The organism is Pseudomonas sp. SDO524_S393 (genome assembly GCF_054071875.1).
On the sequence record NZ_JBSVVZ010000015.1, the window covers coordinates 60788 to 84121 of the forward strand.

17 protein-coding genes and 1 tRNA gene are annotated in these 23334 nt (G+C 62.7%); 11 read left to right on the forward strand and 7 right to left on the reverse strand.

Annotated elements, in window-relative coordinates; all coding sequences use genetic code 11:
• Positions 1-114 precede the first annotated feature (114 nt).
• Together ACW9IB_RS09270 and ACW9IB_RS09275 are read right to left on the reverse strand one after the other, a co-directional pair.
• Positions 115-190 (reverse strand) — tRNA-Thr (locus ACW9IB_RS09270).
• Between the two features lie 190 nt (positions 191-380).
• Positions 381-605, reverse strand: a complete 225-nt coding sequence (locus ACW9IB_RS09275) for a DUF2790 domain-containing protein (protein ID WP_457366382.1) — start codon at positions 603-605, stop codon at positions 381-383.
• Positions 606-1199: 594 nt separating this feature from the next.
• Between ACW9IB_RS09275 and bcsQ (ACW9IB_RS09280) the strand changes: the two genes are divergently transcribed.
• The 10 genes from bcsQ (ACW9IB_RS09280) (at position 1200) to bcsQ (ACW9IB_RS09325) (ending at position 16870) form a co-directional block, all read left to right on the forward strand.
• The gene (bcsQ, locus tag ACW9IB_RS09280; RefSeq protein WP_457413347.1) at positions 1200-2303 is read left to right on the forward strand and encodes a cellulose biosynthesis protein BcsQ; all 1104 of its coding nucleotides are present in this window, start codon (positions 1200-1202) and stop codon (positions 2301-2303) included.
• A complete protein-coding gene (bcsA, locus tag ACW9IB_RS09285; RefSeq protein ID WP_457413348.1) occupies positions 2300-4519 on the forward strand; it encodes a UDP-forming cellulose synthase catalytic subunit in 2220 nt (739 codons plus the stop codon). Before bcsQ (ACW9IB_RS09280) ends, bcsA begins: the two co-directional genes overlap by 4 nt.
• Entirely contained in the window at positions 4516-6789 is a 2274-nt protein-coding gene (bcsB, locus tag ACW9IB_RS09290) for a cellulose biosynthesis cyclic di-GMP-binding regulatory protein BcsB (RefSeq protein ID WP_457413349.1), read from the forward strand. The genes bcsA and bcsB overlap by 4 nt, the downstream gene beginning before the upstream one ends.
• The gene (gene bcsZ / locus ACW9IB_RS09295; protein ID WP_457413351.1) at positions 6786-7982 is read left to right on the forward strand and encodes a cellulose synthase complex periplasmic endoglucanase BcsZ; all 1197 of its coding nucleotides are present in this window, start codon (positions 6786-6788) and stop codon (positions 7980-7982) included. Before bcsB ends, bcsZ begins: the two co-directional genes overlap by 4 nt.
• Positions 7964-11854, forward strand: coding sequence for a cellulose synthase subunit BcsC-related outer membrane protein (locus ACW9IB_RS09300; RefSeq protein WP_457413352.1), 3891 nt, complete (start codon positions 7964-7966; stop codon positions 11852-11854). Before bcsZ ends, ACW9IB_RS09300 begins: the two co-directional genes overlap by 19 nt.
• A 16-nt stretch (positions 11855-11870) precedes the next feature.
• Positions 11871-12533 carry an SGNH/GDSL hydrolase family protein gene (locus tag ACW9IB_RS09305; RefSeq protein WP_457366388.1) on the forward strand — a complete coding sequence of 221 codons (663 nt, stop codon included), beginning with the start codon at positions 11871-11873 and terminating at the stop codon, positions 12531-12533.
• Complete coding sequence (locus tag ACW9IB_RS09310) at positions 12533-13198, forward strand: alginate O-acetyltransferase AlgF (protein ID WP_457413353.1); 666 nt, start codon at positions 12533-12535, stop codon at positions 13196-13198. Before ACW9IB_RS09305 ends, ACW9IB_RS09310 begins: the two co-directional genes overlap by 1 nt.
• A gap of 17 nt (positions 13199-13215) precedes the next feature.
• Entirely contained in the window at positions 13216-14631 is a 1416-nt protein-coding gene (locus ACW9IB_RS09315; RefSeq protein WP_457413354.1) for an MBOAT family O-acyltransferase, read from the forward strand.
• Between the two features lie 12 nt (positions 14632-14643).
• Positions 14644-15768, forward strand: a complete 1125-nt coding sequence (locus ACW9IB_RS09320) for an alginate O-acetyltransferase AlgX-related protein (RefSeq protein ID WP_457413355.1) — start codon at positions 14644-14646, stop codon at positions 15766-15768.
• Positions 15769-15943: 175 nt separating this feature from the next.
• Complete coding sequence (gene bcsQ / locus ACW9IB_RS09325; protein WP_457413356.1) at positions 15944-16870, forward strand: cellulose biosynthesis protein BcsQ; 927 nt, start codon at positions 15944-15946, stop codon at positions 16868-16870.
• Between the two features lie 241 nt (positions 16871-17111).
• On the opposite strand, the gene ACW9IB_RS09330 is transcribed toward bcsQ (ACW9IB_RS09325), so the two are convergent.
• The 5 genes from ACW9IB_RS09330 to ACW9IB_RS09350 all read right to left on the reverse strand — a co-directional run bounded on the left by ACW9IB_RS09330 (position 17112) and on the right by ACW9IB_RS09350 (position 21317).
• Positions 17112-18299: a methyltransferase gene (locus ACW9IB_RS09330; protein ID WP_457413357.1), complete on the reverse strand. Its 1188-nt coding sequence runs from the start codon at positions 18297-18299 to the stop codon at positions 17112-17114.
• Positions 18280-18969: an ABC transporter permease gene (locus ACW9IB_RS09335; protein WP_457366400.1), complete on the reverse strand. Its 690-nt coding sequence runs from the start codon at positions 18967-18969 to the stop codon at positions 18280-18282. Before ACW9IB_RS09335 ends, ACW9IB_RS09330 begins: the two co-directional genes overlap by 20 nt.
• Before the next feature lie 38 nt (positions 18970-19007).
• Positions 19008-19703: an ABC transporter permease gene (locus ACW9IB_RS09340; RefSeq protein WP_457366394.1), complete on the reverse strand. Its 696-nt coding sequence runs from the start codon at positions 19701-19703 to the stop codon at positions 19008-19010.
• A gap of 74 nt (positions 19704-19777) precedes the next feature.
• Positions 19778-20530 (reverse strand): ABC transporter substrate-binding protein, encoded by a 753-nt coding sequence (locus ACW9IB_RS09345; RefSeq protein WP_457366395.1) that lies wholly within the window; start codon positions 20528-20530, stop codon positions 19778-19780.
• A gap of 13 nt (positions 20531-20543) precedes the next feature.
• Positions 20544-21317 carry an ABC transporter ATP-binding protein gene (locus tag ACW9IB_RS09350; protein WP_457366396.1) on the reverse strand — a complete coding sequence of 258 codons (774 nt, stop codon included), beginning with the start codon at positions 21315-21317 and terminating at the stop codon, positions 20544-20546.
• A gap of 554 nt (positions 21318-21871) precedes the next feature.
• Between ACW9IB_RS09350 and gabP the strand changes: the two genes are divergently transcribed.
• On the forward strand, positions 21872-23263 hold the full coding sequence (gene gabP, locus ACW9IB_RS09355) for a GABA permease (RefSeq protein WP_457366397.1): 1392 nt from the start codon (positions 21872-21874) through the stop codon (positions 23261-23263).
• The last annotated feature ends 71 nt before the right edge of the window (positions 23264-23334 follow it).

Genomic DNA, 23334 nt, shown 5'->3' on the forward strand with positions numbered 1-23334 from the left:
TGATCGCTTGCGTGTTCAGTTCAGCAGAAAATGCAGATTGGTGCTTGTTACGTGCTTTGTTACGTATGACAGAAAAAACAAAGGCCTGCATCACTGCAAGCCTTTGTTTTTAAATGGTGCCGGCACCAGGAGTCGAACCCGGGACCTACTGATTACAAGTCAGTTGCTCTACCAACTGAGCTATACCGGCGTGTTAGGGCGACGATTATAGCGATTGGCAGGGTTCTGTAAACCCCTGAATTCTGACTATTTTTGCGAGCCTCAAGGTTTTTCGGCGAGCGTGTCTTTTTCCGGTAGGCGAGGGTGGGAATTGTCCTCGCTCTTCAACCTTCCCATCAGCCCGCTCAGGGCGATCCTCGACCGCCCCGGTTGCGCGCTGGTCAGCTGCCTGCCGCGCAGTTGTCTGCGAACTTCTTGTAGTCCAGTACGCGTTTTTCTCCGCTGGAGTCCAGGTAGGTCATGCGGGCGTTGACCACGCCGCAGCCGGCGCTGGCGTCTTGGACGCTCGACAGGACGCGCTGGATGTCCGGCTTGGGTTTGACGTCGGCGTGGGCGTTGAAGGCGAAAGCGGCAAGGCTGATGGCGATGAAGGTGTTCCAGTTCATGGTGGTGTCCTCGTGAGGTTTGGGTTAGCGGTGTGTGGAGCCATTGAACACCTCACAGGTATCCGGTCTGTGTCGGGGCGGCGCGGGTTTTGCTTCGTTGTGTGTTGCTGTCGGGGCGACATACAAACAGATACACAACGCCGATTTTTTAGGCGCATTTGGCCTGACCGCTCGGTCGGTTGTCGCTTGAATCCAATAGAGGTTGTCGTATTCTGTCGCGGAATATGAATCGTCGGTTTAATCGCGGATTCGTGTAGGAAAATTTCCGAGACACTGGGTGGCAACCGATTTTGTGTGGTGGGGTTTGTCAGAAATGTGCCGTTTCTGTCCGTTCGGCCAACTAACCCCACGAAAAAATATCGCAACCCCATGTTCTGGCAGTAAATGGATTTTTCTCGGCTTGCAAGTCATAAAAATGACGTCAAGCCGTTCGTCGAAAAAAATAGAGCGTAAAGCATCAAAATACTGACACTATCAATGTGATATCACAGAATGCGCGCCTTATTTACATAACTATAAAAATTCGAGGTCAGCTCAGCGCTGACCTTTTTATCGCCTTTAAAGCGTGAATCCATGGGTGGGGAGGGGCAGTGAGTGAGTCGAGCTGATGACATTTCAAAACTATTCAACAAGCTGGGTGCCAACCCCAACGGCTACCGCGAGATCGACTTCGTCCACGAATACCTGGAAGAAGACGACGTAGCGGTCCTGGAAAGCCCGAGCGTGGCGGAAGCACCGCCTGCTGTACCCGTGGAGGTTGCACCCGCGCCCGCAGTGTCGCTGGCACCCGTGGAGGCTGTTGTCATAGAGGAGGAACCCACGGTTGCACCTCTGCAACGCCTGCTGGAAGAACTCCACCAGGGTGAAGTCGACCATCTGCAACCGCCCGAAGTGGTGGAGGGGCCGGAAGGCGAAGTTTATTCGGCACGCACCACGCCCCACGTGGTGGTGGTCGTTTCGCTCAAAGGCGGCGTGGGTCGCAGCACCCTGACCGCTGCGATTGCCAGCGGTTTGCAGCGCCAGGGCCGACCTGCGCTGGCCCTGGACCTGGACCCGCAGAACGCCTTGCGCCATCACCTGTGCCTGGGCCTCGATATTCCAGGTGTCGGTGCTACCAGCCTGCTCAACGAAAGCTGGGAGCGCCTGCCCGAGCGCGGTTTTGCCGGTTGCCGCCTGGTGACCTTCGGTAGCACCGACCATGAGCAGCAAAAGAGTCTGAATCGCTGGCTGGGGCAGGATGCCGAGTGGCTGGGCAAGCGATTGGCCGGCCTGAAGCTCAATGGCCAGGACACCGTGGTCATCGACGTGCCTGCCGGCAACACGGTGTACCTCAGCCAGGCGATGTCGGTGGCCGACAGCGTGCTGGTGGTGGTGCAACCGGATGTCGCCTCGTTCGGCGCGCTGGCGCAGATGGACAGCGTGCTTGCACCGTACCTCGCGCGTGAAACCGCGCCGCACATTTATTACGTGATCAACCAGTTGGACGGCGCTCACCGTTTCAGCCTGGACCTGGCCGAGGTGTTCAAGACACGCCTGGGCGATGCCCTGCTGGGGATGGTCCACCGCGATCTGACGTTCAGCGAAGCCCAAGCCTACGGGCGCGACCCCCTCGACCCTACCGTCAACAGTATCGCCTGCCAGGACGTCCACGCCCTGTGCCGAGCCTTGCTCGAACGAATCGACTCGGACCTTCCATGACCGACATTACGTCCTCCCCGCCCTCCGAAGAAGGGCGCGCAGAACAGCGCCTAAATGACGCCCTCGCGCGCTTCAATCGCTGGCCGGCGGCGCTGCGTACGGTACTGGTCGTTGCCAGTTGCGTGCTCGGCGCCTTGTTGTTGGCGAGCATTATCTGCGCGCCGCTGGACCTTTCCAGCCAGTTCCTGTTCGCCGGCGTGTGCTTCCTGGCCGTGCTGGTGCTGCGCAAGATCCCCGGGCGCCTGGCGATCCTCGCGCTGGTGGTGCTGTCGCTCGTGGCCTCGTTGCGCTACATGTTCTGGCGACTGACCTCCACCCTGGGCTTCGAAACCTGGGTCGACATGTTCTTCGGCTACGGCCTGGTCGCCGCCGAGTTCTACGCCATGGTGGTGCTGATCTTCGGCTACGTGCAAACCGCCTGGCCGCTGCGCCGCACGCCGGTGTGGCTCAAGACCGAGCCGGAAGAATGGCCGACGGTCGACGTGTTCATCCCCACCTATAACGAAGCCTTGAGCATCGTGAAGCTGACCATCTTCGCCGCCCAGGCGATGGACTGGCCCAAGGACAAGCTGCGCGTCCACGTGCTGGACGACGGGCGCCGCGATGACTTCCGCGACTTCTGCCGCAAGATCGGCGTGAACTACATCCGTCGCGACAACAACTTCCACGCCAAGGCCGGCAACCTCAACGAAGCGTTGAAGGTCACCGACGGCGAATACGTGGCGCTGTTCGACGCCGACCACGTGCCCACGCGCTCCTTTTTGCAAGTGAGCCTGGGCTGGTTCCTCAAGGACCCGAAGCTGGCGATGCTGCAAACGCCGCACTTCTTCTTTTCCCCGGACCCGTTCGAAAAGAACCTCGACACCTTCCGCGCCGTGCCCAACGAGGGCGAGCTGTTCTACGGCCTGGTGCAGGACGGCAACGACCTGTGGAACGCCACTTTCTTCTGCGGTTCCTGCGCGGTCATTCGTCGCAAGCCGTTGCTGGAAATCGGCGGCGTGGCCGTCGAGACCGTGACCGAAGACGCCCACACCGCGCTCAAGCTCAACCGCCTGGGCTACAACACCGCCTACCTGGCCATTCCGCAAGCCGCGGGCCTGGCCACTGAAAGCCTGTCGCGGCATATCAACCAGCGGATTCGCTGGGCGCGGGGCATGGCGCAGATCTTCCGCACCGACAACCCGTTGCTCGGCAAGGGCCTGAAGTGGGGCCAGCGCATCTGCTACGCCAACGCCATGCTGCACTTCTTCTACGGCTTGCCGCGCCTGGTGTTCCTCACCGCGCCGCTGGCCTACCTGGTATTCGGCGCCGAGATTTTCCACGCCTCGGCGCTGATGATCGTCGCCTACGTGCTGCCGCACCTGGTGCACTCGAGCTTGACCAACTCACGGATCCAGGGGCGTTTCCGGCACTCGTTCTGGAACGAGGTCTACGAGACCGTACTGGCCTGGTACATCCTGCCGCCGGTGCTGGTGGCGCTGATCAACCCCAAGGCCGGTGGCTTCAACGTGACCGACAAGGGCGGCATCATCGACAAGCAGTTCTTCGACTGGAAGCTGGCGCGCCCCTACCTGGTGCTGTTGCTGGTGAACCTGGTGGGCCTGGGGTTCGGCGTGCATCAGTTGGTGTACGGCGAGGAAAACACCGCCGTCACCGTGGCCATCAACATGACCTGGACCCTTTACAACCTGATCATCACCAGCGCCGCCGTGGCCGTGGCTTCGGAGACGCGCCAGGTACGATCCGAGCCGCGGGTGAGCGCCAAGCTGCCGGTGAGTGTGATCTGCGCCGATGGCCGCGTGCTTCACGGCGTCACCCAGGACTTTTCGCAGAACGGCTTCGGCATGATCCTCAACGACGGTGAAGTCGTCGGCCAGGGCGAGCGGGTCAAACTGGTGCTGTCGCGCAACGGCCAGGACAACCTGTTCCAGGCGCGCGTGGCGTTCAGCAAAGGCTCGCAGATCGGTGCGCAATTCGAATCCCTGAGCCTGCGCGAGCAGAGCGAGCTGGTGCGCCTGACCTTCTCCCGCGCCGACACCTGGGCGGCCAGTTGGGGTGCCGGTCAGCCGGACACGCCGCTGGCCGCCCTGCGCGAAGTCAGCGGCATCGGCATTGGCGGCTTGTTCACCCTGTGCCGCGCCACCGTTCATGAATTACGTCTGGCTTTGCGCCGCACGCCCTCACAACCGCTTGATACGTTGATGGACAAGCCATGACCCGCACACCTTATTTCGCGCGCGTTCAGTCGCGTGCCGCACTCGCGTTGATGATCGCCTCGCTGCTGGGCCTGAGCCCGCTGCTGCAGGCGGCCGACAAAACGCCGATTGCCCCCGCCGCCGCGCAAGGTGCCGAGGACGGCTACAGCCTGACCCTCAAGCAACTGGGGCGCCGCGACACCATGAACCTGCAAGGGGTGGAGTCGTCCGACAGCGTCAACTTCGACATCCGTGCCGACCAGGTGGTGACCGGCGCACAACTGCTGCTCAACTACAGCTACTCACCGGCGCTGCTGGCGGATCTGTCGCAGATCAACGTGCTGGTCAACGACGAAGTCGCCGCCAGCCTGCCACTGCCCAAGGAAGGCGCGGGCACCGTGCAACAGGCGCTGGTGCAGATTCCGCCGCACCTGATCACCGAATTCAACCGCCTGCGCTTGCAGTTCATCGGTCACTACACCATGTCCTGCGAAGACCCGCTGCACAGCAGCCTGTGGGCCAAAATCAGCAACACCAGCGAGTTGAAAGTGCAGGTGTCGTCGATCCAGCTCAAGGACGATCTGTCGGTACTGCCGCTGCCGTTCTTCGACAAGCGTGACGCGCGCCAGGTCAACCTGCCGTTCGTGTTCGCCTCGGCGCCGGACAACGCCACCCTGGAAGCCGCGGCCACCCTGTCGTCGTGGTTCGGCGCACTGGCCAGCTACCGGGGCGCCACGTTCCCGGCCAGCCTGGGCAGCATTCCCGCCAAGGGCAACGCGATTGTCCTGGTGCTGAGCCCGGACGCTGTCGACGTCAACGGCCTGAAGGTCGAGCAAGCCGCCGGCCCGAGCCTGAAGCTGATCGCCAACCCCAACGACCCCCACGGCAAATTGCTGATCGTGTCGGGCCGTGACGGTGCCGAACTCAAGCGCGCCGCCACCGCTGTGGCGCTGGGCAGCCCGGTACTCGCCGGCAACAGTGTGGTCATCGACAAGCTCGAAAGCCTCGCGCCGCGTCGTCCGTACGATGCGCCGAACTGGGTGCCGAGCGATCGCCCGGTGCGCCTGGGCGAGCTGGTCGACCTGAAAAAACTCAACGTCTCGGGTTACAACCCGGGCCCGATCAGCGTCGACTTCCGCCTGCCGCCAGACCTGTTCAACTGGCGTGAAGAAGGCGTGCCGCTGCACCTCAAATACCGCTACACGCCGCAGCAGGTGTCAACCAATTCATCGCTGCTGGTGGGCCTCGACGACCAGTTCATGAAGACCATGCCACTGCCGTCGATCACCAGCCTGGCCGACGGCAAAAGCCTGCTGACCCTGATGGCCAAGGACAACACCCTGCCGCGCGAAGCCACCACGCTGCTGCCGATCAGCTCGGCGTCGCCCAAGTCCAAATTGCAGTTGCGCTTCATGTTCGACTACATCAAAGAGGGTGAATGCCGCGACATCATCGTCGACAACATGCGCGGCGCGATCGACCCGGATTCGAGCCTGGACATCAGCGGCTACCAGCACTTCATCGCCATGCCCAACCTGGGCGTGTTCAACGATGCCGGCTTCCCGTTCACCCGCCTGGCCGACCTGTCGGAATCCGCGGTGGTGCTGCCCGACAACTTCGGCACCGACGAGTTGAGCGCCTACCTGACCGTGCTCGGTCGTTTCGGCGAGTCCACCGGCTACCCGGCGACTGCCGTGAAAGTGGTGCTGGCCAAGGACGTGCAAAGCGTTGCCAACAAAGACCTGCTGGTGCTGGCGTCGGGCAGCGACCAACCTCTGCTCAAACAGTGGAAAGCGTACCTGCCGGCCAGCGCCGATGGCTCGCAGCACCAGTTCAGGCTGTCGGACCTGCCGCGCTACGTGAGCACCTGGATCAGCCCGGACCCCGAGGCTAATCAGCACGCGGCCAACGCCGCGCTGATCTTCAACAGCCTGAGCACCAGCACCTGGTTCGCCGGTTTCGAGTCGCCGTTGCAGGCCGGGCGCAGCGTGGTGCTGATCGCCAGCAGCAAGCCGGAAGGCCTGAAGGCCGCCACCTCGGTGCTGATCGGCGGGGACGACTACAAGGAATCGATCCAGGGCAGCCTTGCCGTGGTGCAAGGCAAGCAGATCAGTTCGCTGGTGGCTGACCAGCAGTATTACGTCGGCCAACTGGGCCCTTTCAAGTACGTGCAATGGCAGTTGTCGCGGCACCTGGGCTGGATGCTGGTGATCACCTTCGTGGGCCTGGCGATCGTGTCGTGCCTGGTGTACCTGTCGCTGCGTGCCCGTGCAAAACGGCGGTTGGCATGAGGCGTCTGGCCGGCTGGGTCGTGCTGGGCGCCACGCTGTTCGCGGGGGCTGCCCAGGCGCAGACCTGTGACGCGCAATGGCCGCTGTGGCAGAACTACGCCACGCGTTTCGTGCAGGACGACGGGCGTGTGTTGAACTCGTCCAAGAACCCCAGCGAAAGCAATTCCGAAGGGCAGTCCTACGCCATGTTCTTTGCCTTGGTGGGCAACGACCGCGCGCGCTTCGACAAGCTCTGGAGCTGGACCAAGGCCAACATGGCCGGCAACGACCTCACCCACAACCTGTTCGGCTGGTTGTGGGGCAAGACCAAGGACGGCGAGTGGGGCGTGATCGACGCCAACTCGGCCAGCGACGCTGACCTGTGGATCGCCTACGCGCTGCTCGAAGCGGCGCGCGCGTGGAACGTGCCGCAGTACCGCGCCGATGCCCAGTTGATCCTGGCCAATGTGGAAAAGACCCTGATCATCCGCGCGCCGGGCCTGGGCAAGATGCTGCTGCCGGGGCCGGTGGGCTACGCCTACCCGGGCGGCTTGTGGCGCTTCAACCCCAGCTATCAGGTGCTGGCACAACTGCGCCGCTTCCAGAAAGAGCGCCCCAACGGCGGCTGGAATGAAGTGGCCGACAACAACGCCAGGATGCTCGCCGACCCCCACAGCAACCCCCAGGGTTTTGCGGCCAACTGGGTCGGCTACCGCGCCACCAGCGCCACCACCGGTGTGTTCGTGGTCGATCCGTATTCCGACGACCTGGGCAGCTACGACGCGATCCGCACCTACCTGTGGGCCGGCATGACCGCCAAGAGCGACCCTCTGGCGGCGCCGATGCTCAAGGCATTGGGCGGCCTGTCGCGGGCCACGGCAGCATCGGCTAACGGTCTGCCGCCCGAGAAGGTGCATGTGCTGACCGGTGAAGTCGAGAAGAACAACGGCTATTCGCCGCTGGGGTTCTCGGCCTCGGCCATGGTGTTCTTCCAGGCCCGGGGCGAAACCGCCCTGGCCCAATTGCAGAAAAACAAGCTCGACGACGTGCTGGGCAAGGCCATGGCCACGTCCGCGCCGGACAGCGCGCAGCCGCTGTATTACGACTACATGCTCAGCCTGTTCGGCCAGGGTTTTGCCGATCAAAAGTACCGCTTCGAGCAAGACGGTACGGTCAAATTATTCTGGGAGGGCGCATGCGCCGCCACACGCTAGCCCTTGCGATCATGGCCACCCTGGCGTCCAGCGCCGGCTTGGCTGCATCCAATGACCCGCAAACCCTGCTGATCGAGCAGGGTAACTATTGGCAGTCGAAGAAGAACCCCGAGCGGGCTCTGGAAAGCTGGCAGAAACTGTTGAGCCTGAGCCCTGAACAGCCAGATGCCTTGTACGGCATCGGCCTGATCCAGGTGCAGCAACAGCACCCGGAAGAAGCGCAGAAATACCTGGCCCGCTTGCGCGCGATTTCGCCGTTGCCCCGCCAGGCGTTGCAACTCGAGCAGGACATCGCCGTCAACACGCCGACCAACGCCAAGCTGCTGGAGCAGGCCCGTGAGCTGGGCGAGCCGGTGGAAGAGCGCGAAAAGGCCGTGGCGCTGTACCGCCAGATTTTCCAGGGTCGCCAACCGCAAGGGCTGATCGCCCGTGAGTATTACAACGCCCTGGCGTTTACGCCCGGTGGCACCGCTGAAGGTATCGCCGGCTTGCAGCGGGTGACCCGCGAGCGTCCGAACGATTCGATTGCCGCACTGTTTTTGGCGCGCCACCTGGCGCGTAACCCGTCGTCGCGGGTCGAAGGCATTCGTGCCATGGAGCGCCTGACTTCCGACAACGACGTGGGAGGCGCCGCCGATGAAGGCTGGCGCTTCGCGCTGATCTGGCTCGGTGCACCGAACCGCGACCAGGTGCCGCTGTTCCAGCAGTTCCTCGCCAAGCACCCGGACGACAGCGAAATCCGCGCGTTGATGAACAAGGGCATTGCCCAGGGCAAGGGTGACGGCGGCTGGCAGCGCGACCCGAAAATGGTCAAGGCCTTCAAGGCGCTGGACGACGGTGACCTGAAAACCGCCGAGCCGTTGTTGGCGGCGCGTCTGGCGGAAAAGTCCAATGACATCGACGCCCTCGGCGGCATGGGCGTGCTGCGCCAGCAACAGCAGCGCTACAGCGAAGCCGAGAACTACCTGACCCAGGCCACACGCCTGCCCGGCGGCGGCGCCTGGCAAAAAGCCCTGAGCGACGTGCGCTACTGGAACCTGCTGAACCAGGCCCGTGACGCTCAGAATGCCGGCCGCACCAGCCAGGCCCGCGACCTGGCTGCCCAGGCCGAGCGCCTGAACCCCGGCAAGACCGACGCCACCATGGCCCTGGCCGGTTTCCAGGCGCAGGACAACCAGCTCGACGCCTCCGAAGCCAGCTACCGCAAAGTGCTGGCGCGCAACCCCAACGACCCGGATGCCTTGAGCGGCCTGATCGGCGTGTTGTCGCAATCCGGCCGGCCCGATGAAGCCCTGAAGCTGATCGATTCGCTGTCCGCAGCCGACCGTGGCAAGTTCTCCTCGAATGCCAAGATCAAGGCCTTGCGCGCCACCCAGATGGGCAAGCTCGCCGACCAGCGCGGCGACTTGAAAGCCGCACAAGCTGCCTACCAGCAAGCCCTCGACGCCGACCCGGAAAACCCCTGGACACGTTTCGCCCTGGCGCGGGTTTACCTGCGTGACGGGCAAATCCGCAACGCCCGTGCCTTGCTCGATGGCTTGCTCAAAAGCCAGCCCAACCAGCCGGACGCGCTGTACACCAGCACGTTGCTCTCGGTCGAGCTGGACGAGTGGAAAGCGGCGGACGCGACCCTTTCGCGCATTCCGGCTGCCCAGCGCACGTCGGACATGAATGAGCTGGCGAGTGACATCGCCCTGCACAAGCAGACCGATATCGCCATCGAAAGCGCCCGCCGTGGACAGCGCCCCGAAGCGTTGGCGTTGCTCGGTCGCAGCGCCACCCTGGCCGGCAAGAAGCCCGAGCGCCTGGCGGTGCTGGCTTCGGCTTACGTCGAGGTGGGCGCGCCGGAAGAAGGCTTGCAGATCATGCAAGGCGTGCTGGAGAAGACCCCCAACCCGACGCCGGACCAGAAGCTGCTTTACGCCGGCGTGCTGCTCAAGGCCAACCACTACACCGAAGCCGGCGACATCCTGCGCGACCTGCAGGGCCAGCCGCTGACCGACGCCGGGCGTCAGCGCTACGAAGATTTGATCTTCCAGTACCGGGTCAAGCAGGCCGATGCGCTGCGCGAGAAAAATGACCTGGTGGCGGCCTACGACATGCTCTCGCCGGCGCTGGTGCAGCGTCCCCACGACACCTCGGCGATCAGCGTGCTGGCACGCATGTACGCCGACGGCGGTGACGGCAAGAAAGCCATGGCGCTGTACGAGCCGCTGGTGCAGCAGAACCCCAACAACGCCCGCCTGCAACTGGGCCTGGCGGGCATTGCCTTGAAGGGCGGTAACCGCAGCCTGGCCGAATCGGCCACCGACAAGGCGCTGCGCCTGGACCCGACCAGCGCCGAGACGCTGACCGCTGCCGGGCAGATCTACCAGGGGCTGGGCCGCAATGCTGAAGCGGCCGAGTTGCTGCGCCGTGCCCTGGCCATCGAAAACACCCAGCGCGTGCAGGCGCGTTCGGCGCTGGCCGATGCCCAGGGCGTGGCTTACAACCCCTTCGTCGGTCTGCCGGGCCAACGTCGGCAGATCACCGATTTGGCCGTCGACCGCGGGGCTGTGCCGCCGCCCATCGACGCGCCCGCCAATGTGGTCCCGGCGCCGGTGGCCGCGCCGGGCACTGCGATCCCCGCCAACGGTTTTGTCGCGTCGAACAAGTTGAGCGATCCCTTCGTCCCGCCGACCCGCATTGCCGCGCTGGATAACCCGACGTTGAGCCCGGCACGCCGTGCTCTCGATGGCCTGTTGCGGGATCGCAGCGGCTACCTGGTGCAAGGTTTGAGCGTGCGCAGCAACAACGGCGAAAGTGGCCTGAGCCGCATCAGCGATGTGGAAACGCCGTTCGAAGCGCGCATGCCGGTGGGCGATTACAACGTCGCGTTGCGTGCCACCCCGGTGACGTTGAGTTCGGGGGCGGTCAAGGCGCTCTCGGCGGCGCGCTTTGGTGCCGGTGCGGGTGAGGACAGCGCCAAACGTGAAAACGGCGTCGGCCTGGCGGTGGCGGTGGAAGACCCGGCGCAAGGCGTCAAGGCCGACATCGGCGTCAGCCCGGTGGGCTTCACCTATAACACGGTGGTCGGTGGCGTGAGCGTGAACCGACCCTTCACTGAAGGCGGCAACCTGCGCTATGGCGTCAGTGTTTCGCGGCGTCCGGTTACCGACAGCGTGACGTCGTTCGCGGGTTCCAAAGCGCGGATCACCAACGCCGACGGCGAGGTCATCGAGAAGAAGTGGGGCGGCGTCACCGCTAACGGCGGGCGTGCCGAGCTGAGTTATGACGATCAGGAAGTCGGGGCCTACGGCTATGCGTCGTTGCACCAGTTGCTCGGCAATCACGTCGAAGACAATACCCGCATGGAGCTGGGCAGCGGCGTCTACTGGTACCTGCGCAACACGCCGACCGACACCCTCACGGTGGGCGTCAGCGGCATGGCCATGGGCTTCAAGGACAACCAGGGTTTTTACACCTACGGACAGGGCGGCTACTTCAGCCCGCAGCGCTTCTTCTCCCTGGCGGTGCCGGTGCGCTGGGCGCAGAGCTTCGACCGCTTCAGCTACGAGTTGAAAAGCTCGGTGGGCGTGCAGCATATCGCGCAAGATGGCGCCGATTACTTCCCCACCGATCGCATCCTCCAGGACAATGCGCCGACCAAAAAGTACGACAGCAGCAGCAAGACCGGCATCGGCTACAGCCTCAACGCGGCTGCCGAATACCGTCTGACTTCACGTTTTTATCTGGGTGGCGAAGTCGGTGTCGACAACGCCCAGGATTACCGCCAGTACGTCGGCAACGCGTACCTGCGCTACCTGTTTGAAGACCTGAGCGGGCCCATGCCGCTGCCGGTCAGCCCTTACCGTTCCCCGTATTCGAATTGATTGATAGGAGTCATCCATGCCTGTTTCCGCGATTGCCGGCCTGACCCTGCTGGTACTGGGTGAAAGCCACCTGAGCTTTCCCGACCACCTGCTCGACCCGCTGCAAGCCAACCTGACGGCGCAAGGCGCCAAGGTGCACACCATCGGCGCCTGCGGTGCCGGCGCGGCCGACTGGATCGTGCCGAAGAAAGTCGACTGCGGCGCCGAAAACCTGCCCGGCGGCAAGCCCGAGGTGTTCGGCAAGAACGCCATGAGCACCACGCCGGTCAAGGACCTGATCGCCAAGGACAAGCCTGACCTGGTGGTGATCATCATCGGCGACACCATGGCCTCCTACCCGGACCCGCAGTTCCCGAAAGTCTGGGCCTGGAAAAGCGTGACTTCGTTGACCAAGGCGGTCAGCGAAACCGGCACCAAGTGCGTGTGGGTCGGCCCGGCCTGGGGCAAGGTCGGCAGCATGTACAAGAAGGATGACGCGCGCACCAAGCTGATGTCGTCGTTCCTGGCGACCAACGTGGCGCCATGCACTTACATCGACTCGCTGACCTTCTCCAAGCCCGGCGAGTGGATCACCACCGACGGCCAGCACTTCACCATCGACGGTTACCAGAAGTGGGCCAAGGCTATCGGCGGCGCGCTGTCGGCCTTGCCGGCGTCGGCTGTGAAAGGAGCCCAGTGATGAAGCGCATTGCCTTGGGCCTGGTGACTTTGCTCGCCAGTGCCGGCGCGTTCAGTGCCGATATTCCGCTGTACCCTACCGGGCCGGAAAAGGACTCGGCGTTCCTGCGTTTCGCCAACGGCACCCCCAGCGAACTGAAGCTGGTGGCCGAAGGCTCCAAGGCCAGCCTGGTACTGAGCGGCGACAAGCTCGTTTCCGACTACCTGCCGGTGTCCGGCGGCACGGCGCCGATCAAGGGCGTGCTGAGCCAAGGTGGCAAGACCGCTGACCTGGCCGTGACCGTGGCCCCGGGCGAATTCGCCACGGTGATCGCGGTGGCCGATGCCAAGGGCGGCATTCGCCAACTGGTAATTCATGAGCAGCCCGACGACTTCAACGCGCTGAAAGCCTCCCTGGCCTTTGTCAACGCCGACGCCGCGTGCGCCGGCGCCAGCCTGGAAGCCGTGGCGCAAAAGGCCGAGCTGTTCAAGCAGGTGGCCGAAGGTTCGGTGCAGCGCCGCATGATCAACCCGGTGGAGTTGTCGGTGCAGCTCAAGTGCGCCGGTGCGCCAGTCGGCCAGCCGCTGACCTTCAGCCTCAAGGCCGGCGAGCGCTACAGCGTGTTGGCGCTGCCGTCCGCGTCGGGCTCCCGGTTGCTGTTCGCACCTGATTCGCTCGCTAACTGATCGGGCCCGACACCACCATGGTCTTTGCCTCACTCGAATTTCTCACGCTGTTCCTGCCGGCCTTTCTGTTGATCTACGCGCTGGCTCGTCCGAGCTGGCGCAACGTCATCCTGTTGATCGGCAGCTGGTTGTTCTACGGCTGGCTGAGCCCGTTGTTCCTGTTCCTGCACATGGTGTTGACCGTGGTGGCATGGGTCGGCGGCCTGCTGGTGGACCGCTCCCGTGAGGACGGCAAAGGCCGGGTGCGCCTGTTGATCGCGCTGATCGTGTTCAACACGGCGGTGCTGTGTTGGTACAAGTACGCCAACATCGTCGCCGGCACCGTGAGCGAGGTGATCACCTGGTACGGCGCCATGCCGCTGGACTGGCAGCGCGTGGCTTTGCCGGCGGGGTTGTCGTTCATCGTCTTGCAGGCGATTTCCTACCTGGTGGATGTGCACCGTCATACGGTGCCGGTGGAGCGCAGCTTCATCAATTACGCCACGTACATCTCGATGTTCGGTCACTCCATCGCGGGGCCGATCATCCGTTACGACTGGGTCCGCCGCGAGTTGAACCAGCGTTATTTCAACTGGGCGAATTTCTCCCTGGGTGCGCGACGCTTCATGATCGGCATGGGCATGAAAGTGCTGGTGGCCGACACCCTGTCGCCACTGGTGGACATTGCCTTTCACCTGGAAAACCCAAGCCTGGTGGATGCCTGGATCGGTTGCCTGGCGTACTCGTTGCAACTGTTCTTCGACTTCGCCGGCTACAGCGCCATGGCCATCGGCCTCGGCCTGATGCTGGGCTTCCACTTCCCGGAAAACTTCAACCGGCCTTACCTGGCCAGCAGCATCCAGGACTTCTGGCGCCGTTGGCACTTGTCGTTGTCCAGCTGGCTGCGTGACTACCTCTATATCGCTCTGGGCGGTAACCGCGACGGTGTGTGGCGTACCTACCGCAACCTGTTCCTGACCATGGCGATTGCCGGGCTGTGGCACGGCGGCGACAGCTGGAACTACCTGCTGTGGGGTTCGGCCCATGGCGTGGCGCTGTGCGTGGACCGTGCGTGGTCGCGCTCCAGCTTGCCGAGCATTCCGCCGGTGCTGTCGCACGTGCTGACGTTGCTGTTTGTGTGCCTGGCCTGGACCCTGTTTCGCGCACCGGACTTCCATTCGGCGCTGACGATGTACGCCGGCCAGTTCGGCCTGCACGGCATGGGCCTGGGGGACGCGATGGCCGTGGCCCTGCGCCCGGCCCATGGCATGGCGGCGTTGCTGGGGCTGGCGTGCATCATTGCGCCGGTCTGGCAGGCGCGCTGCGAGCAGCGTTTCGGCCATCAAGCGTGGTTCCTGGCGGCGGCCTCGCTGTGGCCGGTGGCCGGGTTCGTGTTGTCGTTCGCGCTGATTGCCAGCCGCGACGCCGTACCGTTTCTGTACTTTCAGTTTTAAGGAAGCCCGACGATGCCCGCCCCTACCGCGCCGACTCCGCCGAGCGAATTGGCCGTTCGTACCAGCCCCCTGGCGGCCTGGGTGCTGGTGCCCTTCCTGGCGGCGGGACTGTTGTCCTGCGCCTGGCTGATGATCAAAGGCCCGATCAGTTTCGTGCCGGCCAAGGTCGACAGTGACATGCTGCTGCATGGCGACGTGACCCACCGTTTCGCCAAGGAGCTGGCCAAGGCGCCGATGGCGATCCAGGCCGCCAACCTGGAGCGGGGCGGCAGCTGGCTGGCGTTCGGCGACACCGGCCCGCGTGTGCGTCGGGGCTGCCCGGGCTGGTTGTTCATCAGCGATGAGCTGCGCATCAACCGCCATGCCGAGGGCAATGCACAGACCAAGGCCCGAGCGGTGATCGATCTGCAAAAACAACTGGGTCAGAAAGGCATCGAGCTGCAAGTGGTGGTGGTGCCGGACAAGAGCCGGATCGCTGCTGCCCGGCGTTGTGGACTGTACCGTCCGGCCATCCTCGACAGCCGAGTGCAGGACTGGACCGCCGCGTTGCAGGCTGCCGGTGTTTCAGCGTTGGACCTGACTGCGACTCTGACGCCACTGGGCGCCGAGGCCTATTTGCGCACTGACACCCACTGGAGCGAAATCGGCGCCAACGCCGGTGCCCAGGCCTTGGCGCAGCGTATTGCGCAGCGCGGTATCAAGGCCACGCCGGAGCAGGCATTCGACATTACCCAGGCGCCGCTCGCCGTGCGCCCGGGTGACCTGGTGCGCCTGGCCGGTCTGGATTGGTTGCCGCCCAAATGGCAACCGCCGGGAGAATCCGTCGCGGCCAGTTCCGCCCATGAAAGCGGTGGAGCCACCAGCAATGCCGATGACCTGTTTGGGGATGCCGGCCTGCCCAATGTGGCGCTGATCGGTACCTCGTTCTCGCGCAACTCGAATTTCGTGGGCTTCCTGCAAAAAGCCCTGCATGCCCCGGTGGGCAACTTCAGCAAGGACGGCGGCGAGTTTTCTGGTGCGGCCAAGGCGTATTTCGAAAGCCCGGCCTTCAAGCAAACCCCGCCCAAGCTGTTGATTTGGGAGATTCCCGAGCGTGATCTGCAAACGCCGTACGACCCGATCACAATGGGTCAGTAAATTGACGATTTGCCGCTTGTCTAAAAAATAGACAGTAATAGCACCAAAATAATGACACTTTGATGTGACTGCCACAGAATGGGGCAACAACGGACGCCTGATAACAAGACCTGCGGTAAGCCTTCTCCTTGCCGACCTTCACGTCTTCAAGCCGCGTCGTGTGGGAGCTCGGGCGATGAGCCTTTCTGATGATCTGTCTATGTTGTTCGGCAAAAACGTCACCTGTGATGCGCGCGGCCTGAACGCCCGGCTGCACTTCTTTGGCAGCATTCCCGTGGACGATGGCACGCCGCTCTCTCACCAGACTGTCAGCGCCAATGAGCATTCACTCGGCACTGCGACCTTGCGTCCCAAAGTCGTGGCGCTGGTGTCGGTCAATGGAGGGGTGGGCCGCAGCACGCTGGTCACGGCCTTGAGCAGTGGCCTGCAACGCCACGGTGAGTCGGTGGTGGCGCTGGACCTGGACCCGCAGAACGCCTTGCGCCATCACTTCGGGATCAACCCCGCGCTGCCCGGTATCGGCCGCACCAGCCTGCAGAATGCCCAATGGGCGCAGATCCGTCAGCCCGGGTTTGCCGGGTGCCAGGTCATGACCTTCGGTGACACCGATATCCAGCAGCAAGAGAGCCTGCAGCGCTGGCTCAAGCAAGAGCCGAACTGGCTCGCGCAGCACTTGTCGGCGCTCGACTTGAGCGAACGCCACACTGTGGTTATCGACACCCCTGCGGGTAACAACGTCTACCTGCATCAAGCCTTGAGCGTGGCCGACGTGGTGCTGGTGATCACCCAGGCCGATGCGGCCTCCCTCGGCACGCTGGATCAGCTGGATGTCTTGCTGGCGCCCCATTTGGCGGGCGAGCGTTCTGCGCGGGTACACTTCGTGATCAACCAGTTGGACGAGGACAACCCGTTCAGCCTGGACATGGTCGAGGCGTTCAAACAGCGCCTGGGCCGTGAGCCTCTGGAAGTGCACCGGGACCTGGCGATCAGCGAGGCGCTGGCGTTTGGCACCGACCCCTTGGACGGGCAGGCGACGAGCTTGGTGCATGACGACATCAACGACCTGTGCCGTTTGCTGAAGGCGCCGAAAAGGCACGCGTAAAGCGCGGTTTATACGCTTAAGGCCAGATGCTTATTCACAATCGGTTGGATGTGGCTGTCACAAAAAAGCCATTTTGTGGAGCCGTTCTCAACACGCCGCAACTGCCTGTTTTGCGGGCGTTTTATTGTGTGAACAAAAAATGACCAGCTTGGCTTTTGGTCTGTAACCGTGATGATTACAGGCCTCGTAAAGAATTCATCAACAGAGTTATCCACAGGGCATTTGTAGGAATTTTCGCCCCTTAATCGCGCTCTGCCAGTACCATCAAGTTGCGCGGGGTCAGCGAGGCATCGCAGAAACTGCCCACTTCCACCTTGTAGCCCCTCTCGATCAGAAACAACGCCCGATCCAGGACCAGCCACACCTCCAGCGGGCGCCGAAACAGCGCCCGTACCAGTTCCAGGTTTCTCACTTCGGCCAGGCGCCGCCAGCCATGGGCCTCCAGTGCGTCCCAATCCTGTTCACCTGTGGATAACCCCTTGAGGTCGGCCAGTTCGCGGCAATAGGCATGAAAGGGTCGGCTCAGCCAACTCGCCGGCAGGGAAGGGGTGGGCAAATAGTCGTCGCAGCCGCGTAACCGGCGTTGCAGGTGATCGAAGCCCAGGCGACGGGCCATGGAGATGTCGCGCTGCTGGCGCACGCGGGCGCCTGCGGTGACGGTTTCACTCAAGGGCAGGCCGAGGTCGTCGAGCGACAACTGCAAGCACGATGCCTGCGCGGCGCGTGACAACGGTTGATAGTGGTCGGCGCGGATCCGGTTGTAGCAGCAGGGCGCCAGCGCCAGTTGTTTACAGCCAGCGGCGCTGGCCTGTTGCAGCAAGCGCACGTGCAAGTCGCCACAGGCGTGCAGGGCCACGGGCGTTTGCGCGGCGCTGATGTCTAGATCGGCCATCACGTCTTGCAGGCGGTGAATGACGGGCAGGTGATGGTGCTCGCTCAAGGCCTGGCCCGAGGCGATCAGGGCCGGATCGTATTCCAGGCAGGTCAGTTGTTGCCCGTCTTGCAGCAGGCGCCGACCCAGGTGGCCTTTGCCGGCGCACCAGTCCAGCCAGTGCGTGGGCGTTTGCGCAAACTGTAGCGCGGCGCCGAAGGCTTCGATCTGTTGCCATTTGCGCCCGGGCACATCGACGTTCAGGCGATGGCGCGCAGGGGCAAGCGGCTGCGTGGGCAACTTATCCACAGCACTGAGCTCGCGCGCTTGCGCGGCCAGCTGTGGAAAAGGCGCGGGTGCCGGCAGTTCATGAGGCTGGTTGTGACAGCTTTCGGCATCTGCCAGCGAACGCTGGTGCAGCCATTGGGCCAGCGCAGGGTGCTGGTTTTCCCAAGGAAGTTGTCGATGGGTAAAGGGCCGTGGTCGCCACAGCCCTTGATGCTCGATCAGAAACGCATCCAGTGCCTGGAAGCGTGCTTCAACGTCCCTGGCAGGCATCGACGCGCAGCCAGCGTTCCAGCAGTTTGAAACCGCGTACCAGGATGTAGGCCATCAACAGGTAGAACAGGCCGGCCGCGAAGAAGATTTCCACCGGCAAGTAAGTGCGGGCAATGATGGTGCGGGCCATGCCGGTCAGTTCGAGCAGCGTCACGGTACTGGCCAGGGCGCTGGCCTTGAGCATCAGGATCACTTCGTTGCTGTAGGCCGGCAGGCCGATGCGCGAAGCCCGGGGCAGGATGATGTAGAACAGCGTCTTGGGTCTGGACATGCCCAGCGCCCGCGCTGCTTCGATTTCACCCGGCGGAATGGCCTGGATCGCGCCGCGCAGGATCTCGGCGATATAGGCTGCGGTGTGCAAGGTCATGGTGGCGGTGGCGCACCAGAACGGGTCTCGCAGGTAGGGCCACAGGGCGCTGCCGCGTATGGCGTCGAACTGCGCCAGGCCGTAGTACACCAGGAACAGTTGCACCAGCAGCGGTGTGCCACGGAAGAAGAAAATGTAGCAGTAGGGCAGCAAGCGCACGTACCACAGGCGTGAGGAGCGGGCGATGCCCAGCGGGATCGCCAGCAGCAAACCGGCGATCACGGCGATGGCCACCAGTTCCAGGGTGAGGGTTGCGCCCTGGGCCAGTTTGGGCAGCCACTTGATGATCACCGCCCAGTTCAGACCCAGGTCGAAATGCGCCAGCCAGCTGTAGTCGCCGCTCATTGGGAGCTCCTTGCAAAGCCGCGGGCGGCGCGTTTTTCCAGGAAGTGCATGCCGGCCATGGCCAGCACGGTAAGGCCCAGGTACATGAAGGCTGCGACCATGAAGAAGGTGAACGGCTGTTTGGTCACGGTCACGCCGATCTGTGCGTGGCGCATGATTTCTTCCAGGCCGATCACCGACACCAGCGCGGTGTCCTTCATCAGGATCATGAACAGATTGCCCAGGCCCGGCAGCGCAATGCGCCACATCTGCGGCATGATCAGCCGCGTGAAAATCCGCAGCTTCGACAGCCCCAGCGCCACACCGGCTTCACGGTGCCCCTTGGGAATGGCGAGGATCGCGCCGCGAAACACTTCCGTGGCGTAGGCGCCAAAGCACAGTCCGAGGGCGATCACCCCGGCGGCAAAAGCACTGAGGGACAGGTCGGGGTTACCGAAGAATTCCCCGAGGGCACGCATCAGGTTGACCGTGCCGAAATAGATCAGCAGCACCCACAGCAATTCGGGAATGCCACGAACGATGGTCGAGTAAGCACCGCCAAGCCATTGCAACGGCTTGTACGGGGACGTCTTGGCCAAGGCGCCGGCAAGGCCGAGCACCAACCCCAGGCACAGGGCCGTGAGCGCCAGTTTGACGGTCATCAGCGCGCCGGCGGCGAGCGCCGGGCCGAATCCGTAGAGATCGAAATTCATGGTGTTTTCATATCGCGGCAGGCATTGCTGAGAGCCGGCGCACTCACGCGAGTGCGCCGGGCAAGTCGCTCAGATCATTCGATGCTGAACGGGAAGTACTTGTCGTTGATCTTCTTGTAGGTGCCGTCTGCCTTGATCTCTGCCAGGGCTTTGTTCAGGCGCTCGCGCAGCGGGTCGCCCTTGCGTACGGCGATGCCGATCTTGTCGCTGTCGACCACCGGATCGCCTTTGAATTCGTAGGCGGAACCGTCCTTGCTCTTGAGCCATTCGTACTGCACGTACTTGTCGGCGAGGATGCCGTCCAGGCGCCCGGAGATCAGGTCGAGGTAGGCGTTTTCCTGGGTGTCGTAAAGCTTGGCTTCAGTATCCGGCAGCTTGTCTTCCAGGTAGGTGCCGGCCAGCGTTGCACGTTGTGCGCCGATGACTTTGCCTTTGAGGTAGGCGGCGTCGGTCTTGAAGTCGGCGGTGGCTTTGGGCGCGATGAATTGCAGCTTGTTGGAGTAGTACGGGTCGGTGAAGTCGACGGCTTGCTTGCGCTCATCGGTGATCGACAACGAGGAGACCAGGAAGTCGAACTTCTTGGCGTTCAGGGCCGGAATGATGCCGTCCCAGTCGGACACATACACTTCGCATTTTTCGACTTTCATCTTGGCGCACAGGGCGTCGCCGATGTCTTTGTCGAAGCCGACGACGTTGCCGCTGGCATCTTTGTTGTTGAACGGCGGGTAAGCCGCTTCGATCCCCATTTTCAAGGTTTCTGCCATGGCCGTGGCGCTGAACGCCATCGAGACGGCCGCGGCCAGAAGGAATTTTTTATAGTTCTGCATGCATGTTGCTCCGTTAGCGGTTGCTGGACATGAATTGTTTGCAGCGCGCCGAAAGCGGGTTTTCAAACACCTGCTGTGGCGATCCTTGCTCTTCGACCAGGCCCTGGTGCAGGAACACCACTTCACTGGAAACCTGACGGGCGAAGCCCATTTCATGGGTGACCAGCAGCATGGTGCGGCCTTCTTCGGCCAGCGCGCGGATCACATTTAGTACTTCCTGGACCATTTCCGGGTCAAGGGCGGAAGTGGGCTCGTCAAACAGGATGACCTTGGGCTGCATCGCCAGGGTGCGTGCGATGGCCGCCCGTTGTTGCTGGCCGCCGGACAATTGCGCCGGGTAGGCATGGCGCTTGTCGGCGATGCCGACCTTGGCCAGCAGGGCTTCGGCCACTTCGATGGCGTCGCGCTTGCTCTGGCCGAGCACACGGCGGGGAGCCTCGATGATGTTGTCGAGGATGCTCATGTGCGGCCACAGGTTAAAGTTTTGAAACACAAAACCGATTTCGCTGCGCAGGCGATTGATCTGCTTGCCGTCGGCGGCCATCAGTTCGCCGTTTTTTGCGGCTTTCAATTTGAGTTCTTCGCCGGCTACCAGGATCTGGCCCTGGTGCGGGTTTTCCAGCAGGTTGATGCAGCGCAGGAACGTGGATTTGCCGGAACCGGAGGAACCCAGGATCGAGATCACATCGCCGTCACGGGCGGTCAGCGAGATACCTTTGAGGACCTCCAGCTCACCATAGCGTTTATGCAAGTTGCGGATTTCCAGCGCGGGCGTGGCCTCGGCCATGGGGGGGCCTCATTGTGTACGTTGCGGTCCTGCTGTTGGGCTGCCTTCCTGGCGAGGCGCCAAGCTAGCATAGCGTTCGGATGACAGCCAACAGCGCTGCGGACGGTAAACGGGCGGTCTGCGGCAGGGTGTCGCATCGGCACAGCAGCGTGTCGCGCCATCAACAACCGAACAACCGTTTGAACCCGAAAAACCGCAGGCTTCGCGTAAAAAAGGGCGCGATGGTGCCAGCTTTGGCCGGGGGTTGGAAGGGTTTACCGGGCAAACGGTGCATATCAGCCCTTTTATGGGGCGTCACGCACTTTTTATGTGTGTTTTTGGTGCGCTCATTCGTCTTGAATGTGGGTCACACGGTAACGCTATAGCGGAATGCCATTAATCTCAATGACTTGCGAGGGTTGTTCAACGGCGCTGCAGCCCGCGTCAATGGAGGCTCTGCAACATTTTGGCGCAATTCTTGCGTAAAAAATAAAGAACGCCCTGTTGGATTCTTTTCACGAGAAAGACTGCAGGCCGGGCGGACCGTTTTCGCAATTCCTCGTAAAGGTGTGTCAATGAGTAGTACGCAAAGCTCCAATGACCTCGAACAGGGGCTCAAACCGCGTCACGTCACCATGCTTTCCATTGCCGGCGTTATTGGTGCCGGCCTGTTTGTCGGCTCCGGCCACGCGATTGCCGCCGCCGGGCCAGCCGTACTGCTGGCGTATGCCGCCGCGGGCACGCTGGTAGTACTGGTGATGCGCATGCTGGCCGAAATGGCCGTGGCCTCGCCGGACACCGGTTCGTTTTCTACTTACGCTGATCGCGCCATCGGGCACTGGGCCGGTTTCACCATCGGCTGGTTGTACTGGTGGTTCTGGGTGTTGGTGATTCCGCTGGAAGCCAACGCCGCTGCAACCATTCTGCACGCCTGGTTCCCGGATATCGCCATTTGGGTCTTCACCCTGGTCATCACCCTGCTGCTGACCGCCACCAACCTGTTCAGCGTCAAGAACTACGGCGAGTTCGAGTTCTGGTTTGCGTTGATCAAGGTCGTTGCCATCGTGGGCTTTGTGATCCTTGGCCTGGCGGCGATCTTTGGCTTCCTGCCGACCAGCCAGGTCAGCGGCGTTTCCCACTTGTTCGACACCCAGGGCTTTATGCCTAACGGCATGGGTGCGGTATTGGCCGCGATCCTGACCACCATGTTTTCGTTCATGGGCACCGAGATCGTCACCATCGCGGCGGCGGAATCGAAGAACCCGGGCCAGCAGATCACCAAGGCCACCAACTCGGTGATCTGGCGTATCGGCTTGTTCTACCTGCTGTCGATCTTCATCGTGGTGTCCCTGGTGCCGTGGAACGATCCGACTCTTGCGGCGGTAGGTTCCTACCAGACCGTGCTGGAGCGCATGGGCATTCCGAATGCCAAGCTGATCGTTGACCTGGTGGTACTGGTCGCCGTGACCAGCTGCCTGAACTCGGCGTTGTACACCGCGTCGCGCATGCTGTTCTCCCTGGGGCGTCGTGGTGATGCACCGGCGGTGTCCAAGCGCACCAATAAAAGCGGCACGCCTTACTGGGCGGTGTTGCTGTCTACGGGCGCAGCGTTCCTGGCGGTATTCGCCAACTATGTGGCACCGGCGGCGGTGTTCGAGTTCCTGCTGGCCAGCTCCGGCGCCATTGCGCTGCTGGTGTACCTGGTGATTGCGGTGTCGCAATTGCGCATGCGGCAGAAACGCACGGCAGCGGGCGAGAAGATTGTCTTCAAGATGTGGCTGTTCCCGGGCCTGACCTACGCGGTGATGGTGTTCATCGTGGGCACGCTGACCGTCATGCTGTTCCAGGAAGCGCACCGGATCGAGATCATTGCGACCGGTATTCTGAGCGTGCTGGTGGTAGTGGCGGGTTTGATCGTGTCGAGCCGTCGCAAGGCTCAGCGCGTGGGGGCTGCGGTTCTCAACTGACGGCAAGCAATCAAAAATGTGGGAGCGGGCAAGTCGAATCGTCGCACCGCCGCTCCCACATTTTGTTTTGC

Coding starts and splice junctions, on each gene's coding strand:
- ACW9IB_RS09345 (WP_457366395.1), bottom strand. CDS start 20,530: ATGCAGAACTATAAAAAATTCCTTCTGGCCGCGGCCGTCTCGATGGCG.
- ACW9IB_RS09350 (WP_457366396.1), bottom strand. CDS start 21,317: ATGGCCGAGGCCACGCCCGCGCTGGAAATCCGCAACTTGCATAAACGC.
- gabP (WP_457366397.1), top strand. CDS start 21,872: ATGAGTAGTACGCAAAGCTCCAATGACCTCGAACAGGGGCTCAAACCG.
- bcsZ (WP_457413351.1), top strand. CDS start 6,786: ATGAGGCGTCTGGCCGGCTGGGTCGTGCTGGGCGCCACGCTGTTCGCG.
- bcsB (WP_457413349.1), top strand. CDS start 4,516: ATGACCCGCACACCTTATTTCGCGCGCGTTCAGTCGCGTGCCGCACTC.
- bcsQ (WP_457413356.1), top strand. CDS start 15,944: ATGAGCCTTTCTGATGATCTGTCTATGTTGTTCGGCAAAAACGTCACC.
- ACW9IB_RS09340 (WP_457366394.1), bottom strand. CDS start 19,703: ATGAATTTCGATCTCTACGGATTCGGCCCGGCGCTCGCCGCCGGCGCG.
- bcsA (WP_457413348.1), top strand. CDS start 2,300: ATGACCGACATTACGTCCTCCCCGCCCTCCGAAGAAGGGCGCGCAGAA.
- ACW9IB_RS09330 (WP_457413357.1), bottom strand. CDS start 18,299: ATGCCTGCCAGGGACGTTGAAGCACGCTTCCAGGCACTGGATGCGTTT.
- ACW9IB_RS09300 (WP_457413352.1), top strand. CDS start 7,964: ATGCGCCGCCACACGCTAGCCCTTGCGATCATGGCCACCCTGGCGTCC.
- ACW9IB_RS09320 (WP_457413355.1), top strand. CDS start 14,644: ATGCCCGCCCCTACCGCGCCGACTCCGCCGAGCGAATTGGCCGTTCGT.
- ACW9IB_RS09315 (WP_457413354.1), top strand. CDS start 13,216: ATGGTCTTTGCCTCACTCGAATTTCTCACGCTGTTCCTGCCGGCCTTT.
- ACW9IB_RS09305 (WP_457366388.1), top strand. CDS start 11,871: ATGCCTGTTTCCGCGATTGCCGGCCTGACCCTGCTGGTACTGGGTGAA.
- ACW9IB_RS09310 (WP_457413353.1), top strand. CDS start 12,533: ATGAAGCGCATTGCCTTGGGCCTGGTGACTTTGCTCGCCAGTGCCGGC.
- ACW9IB_RS09275 (WP_457366382.1), bottom strand. CDS start 605: ATGAACTGGAACACCTTCATCGCCATCAGCCTTGCCGCTTTCGCCTTC.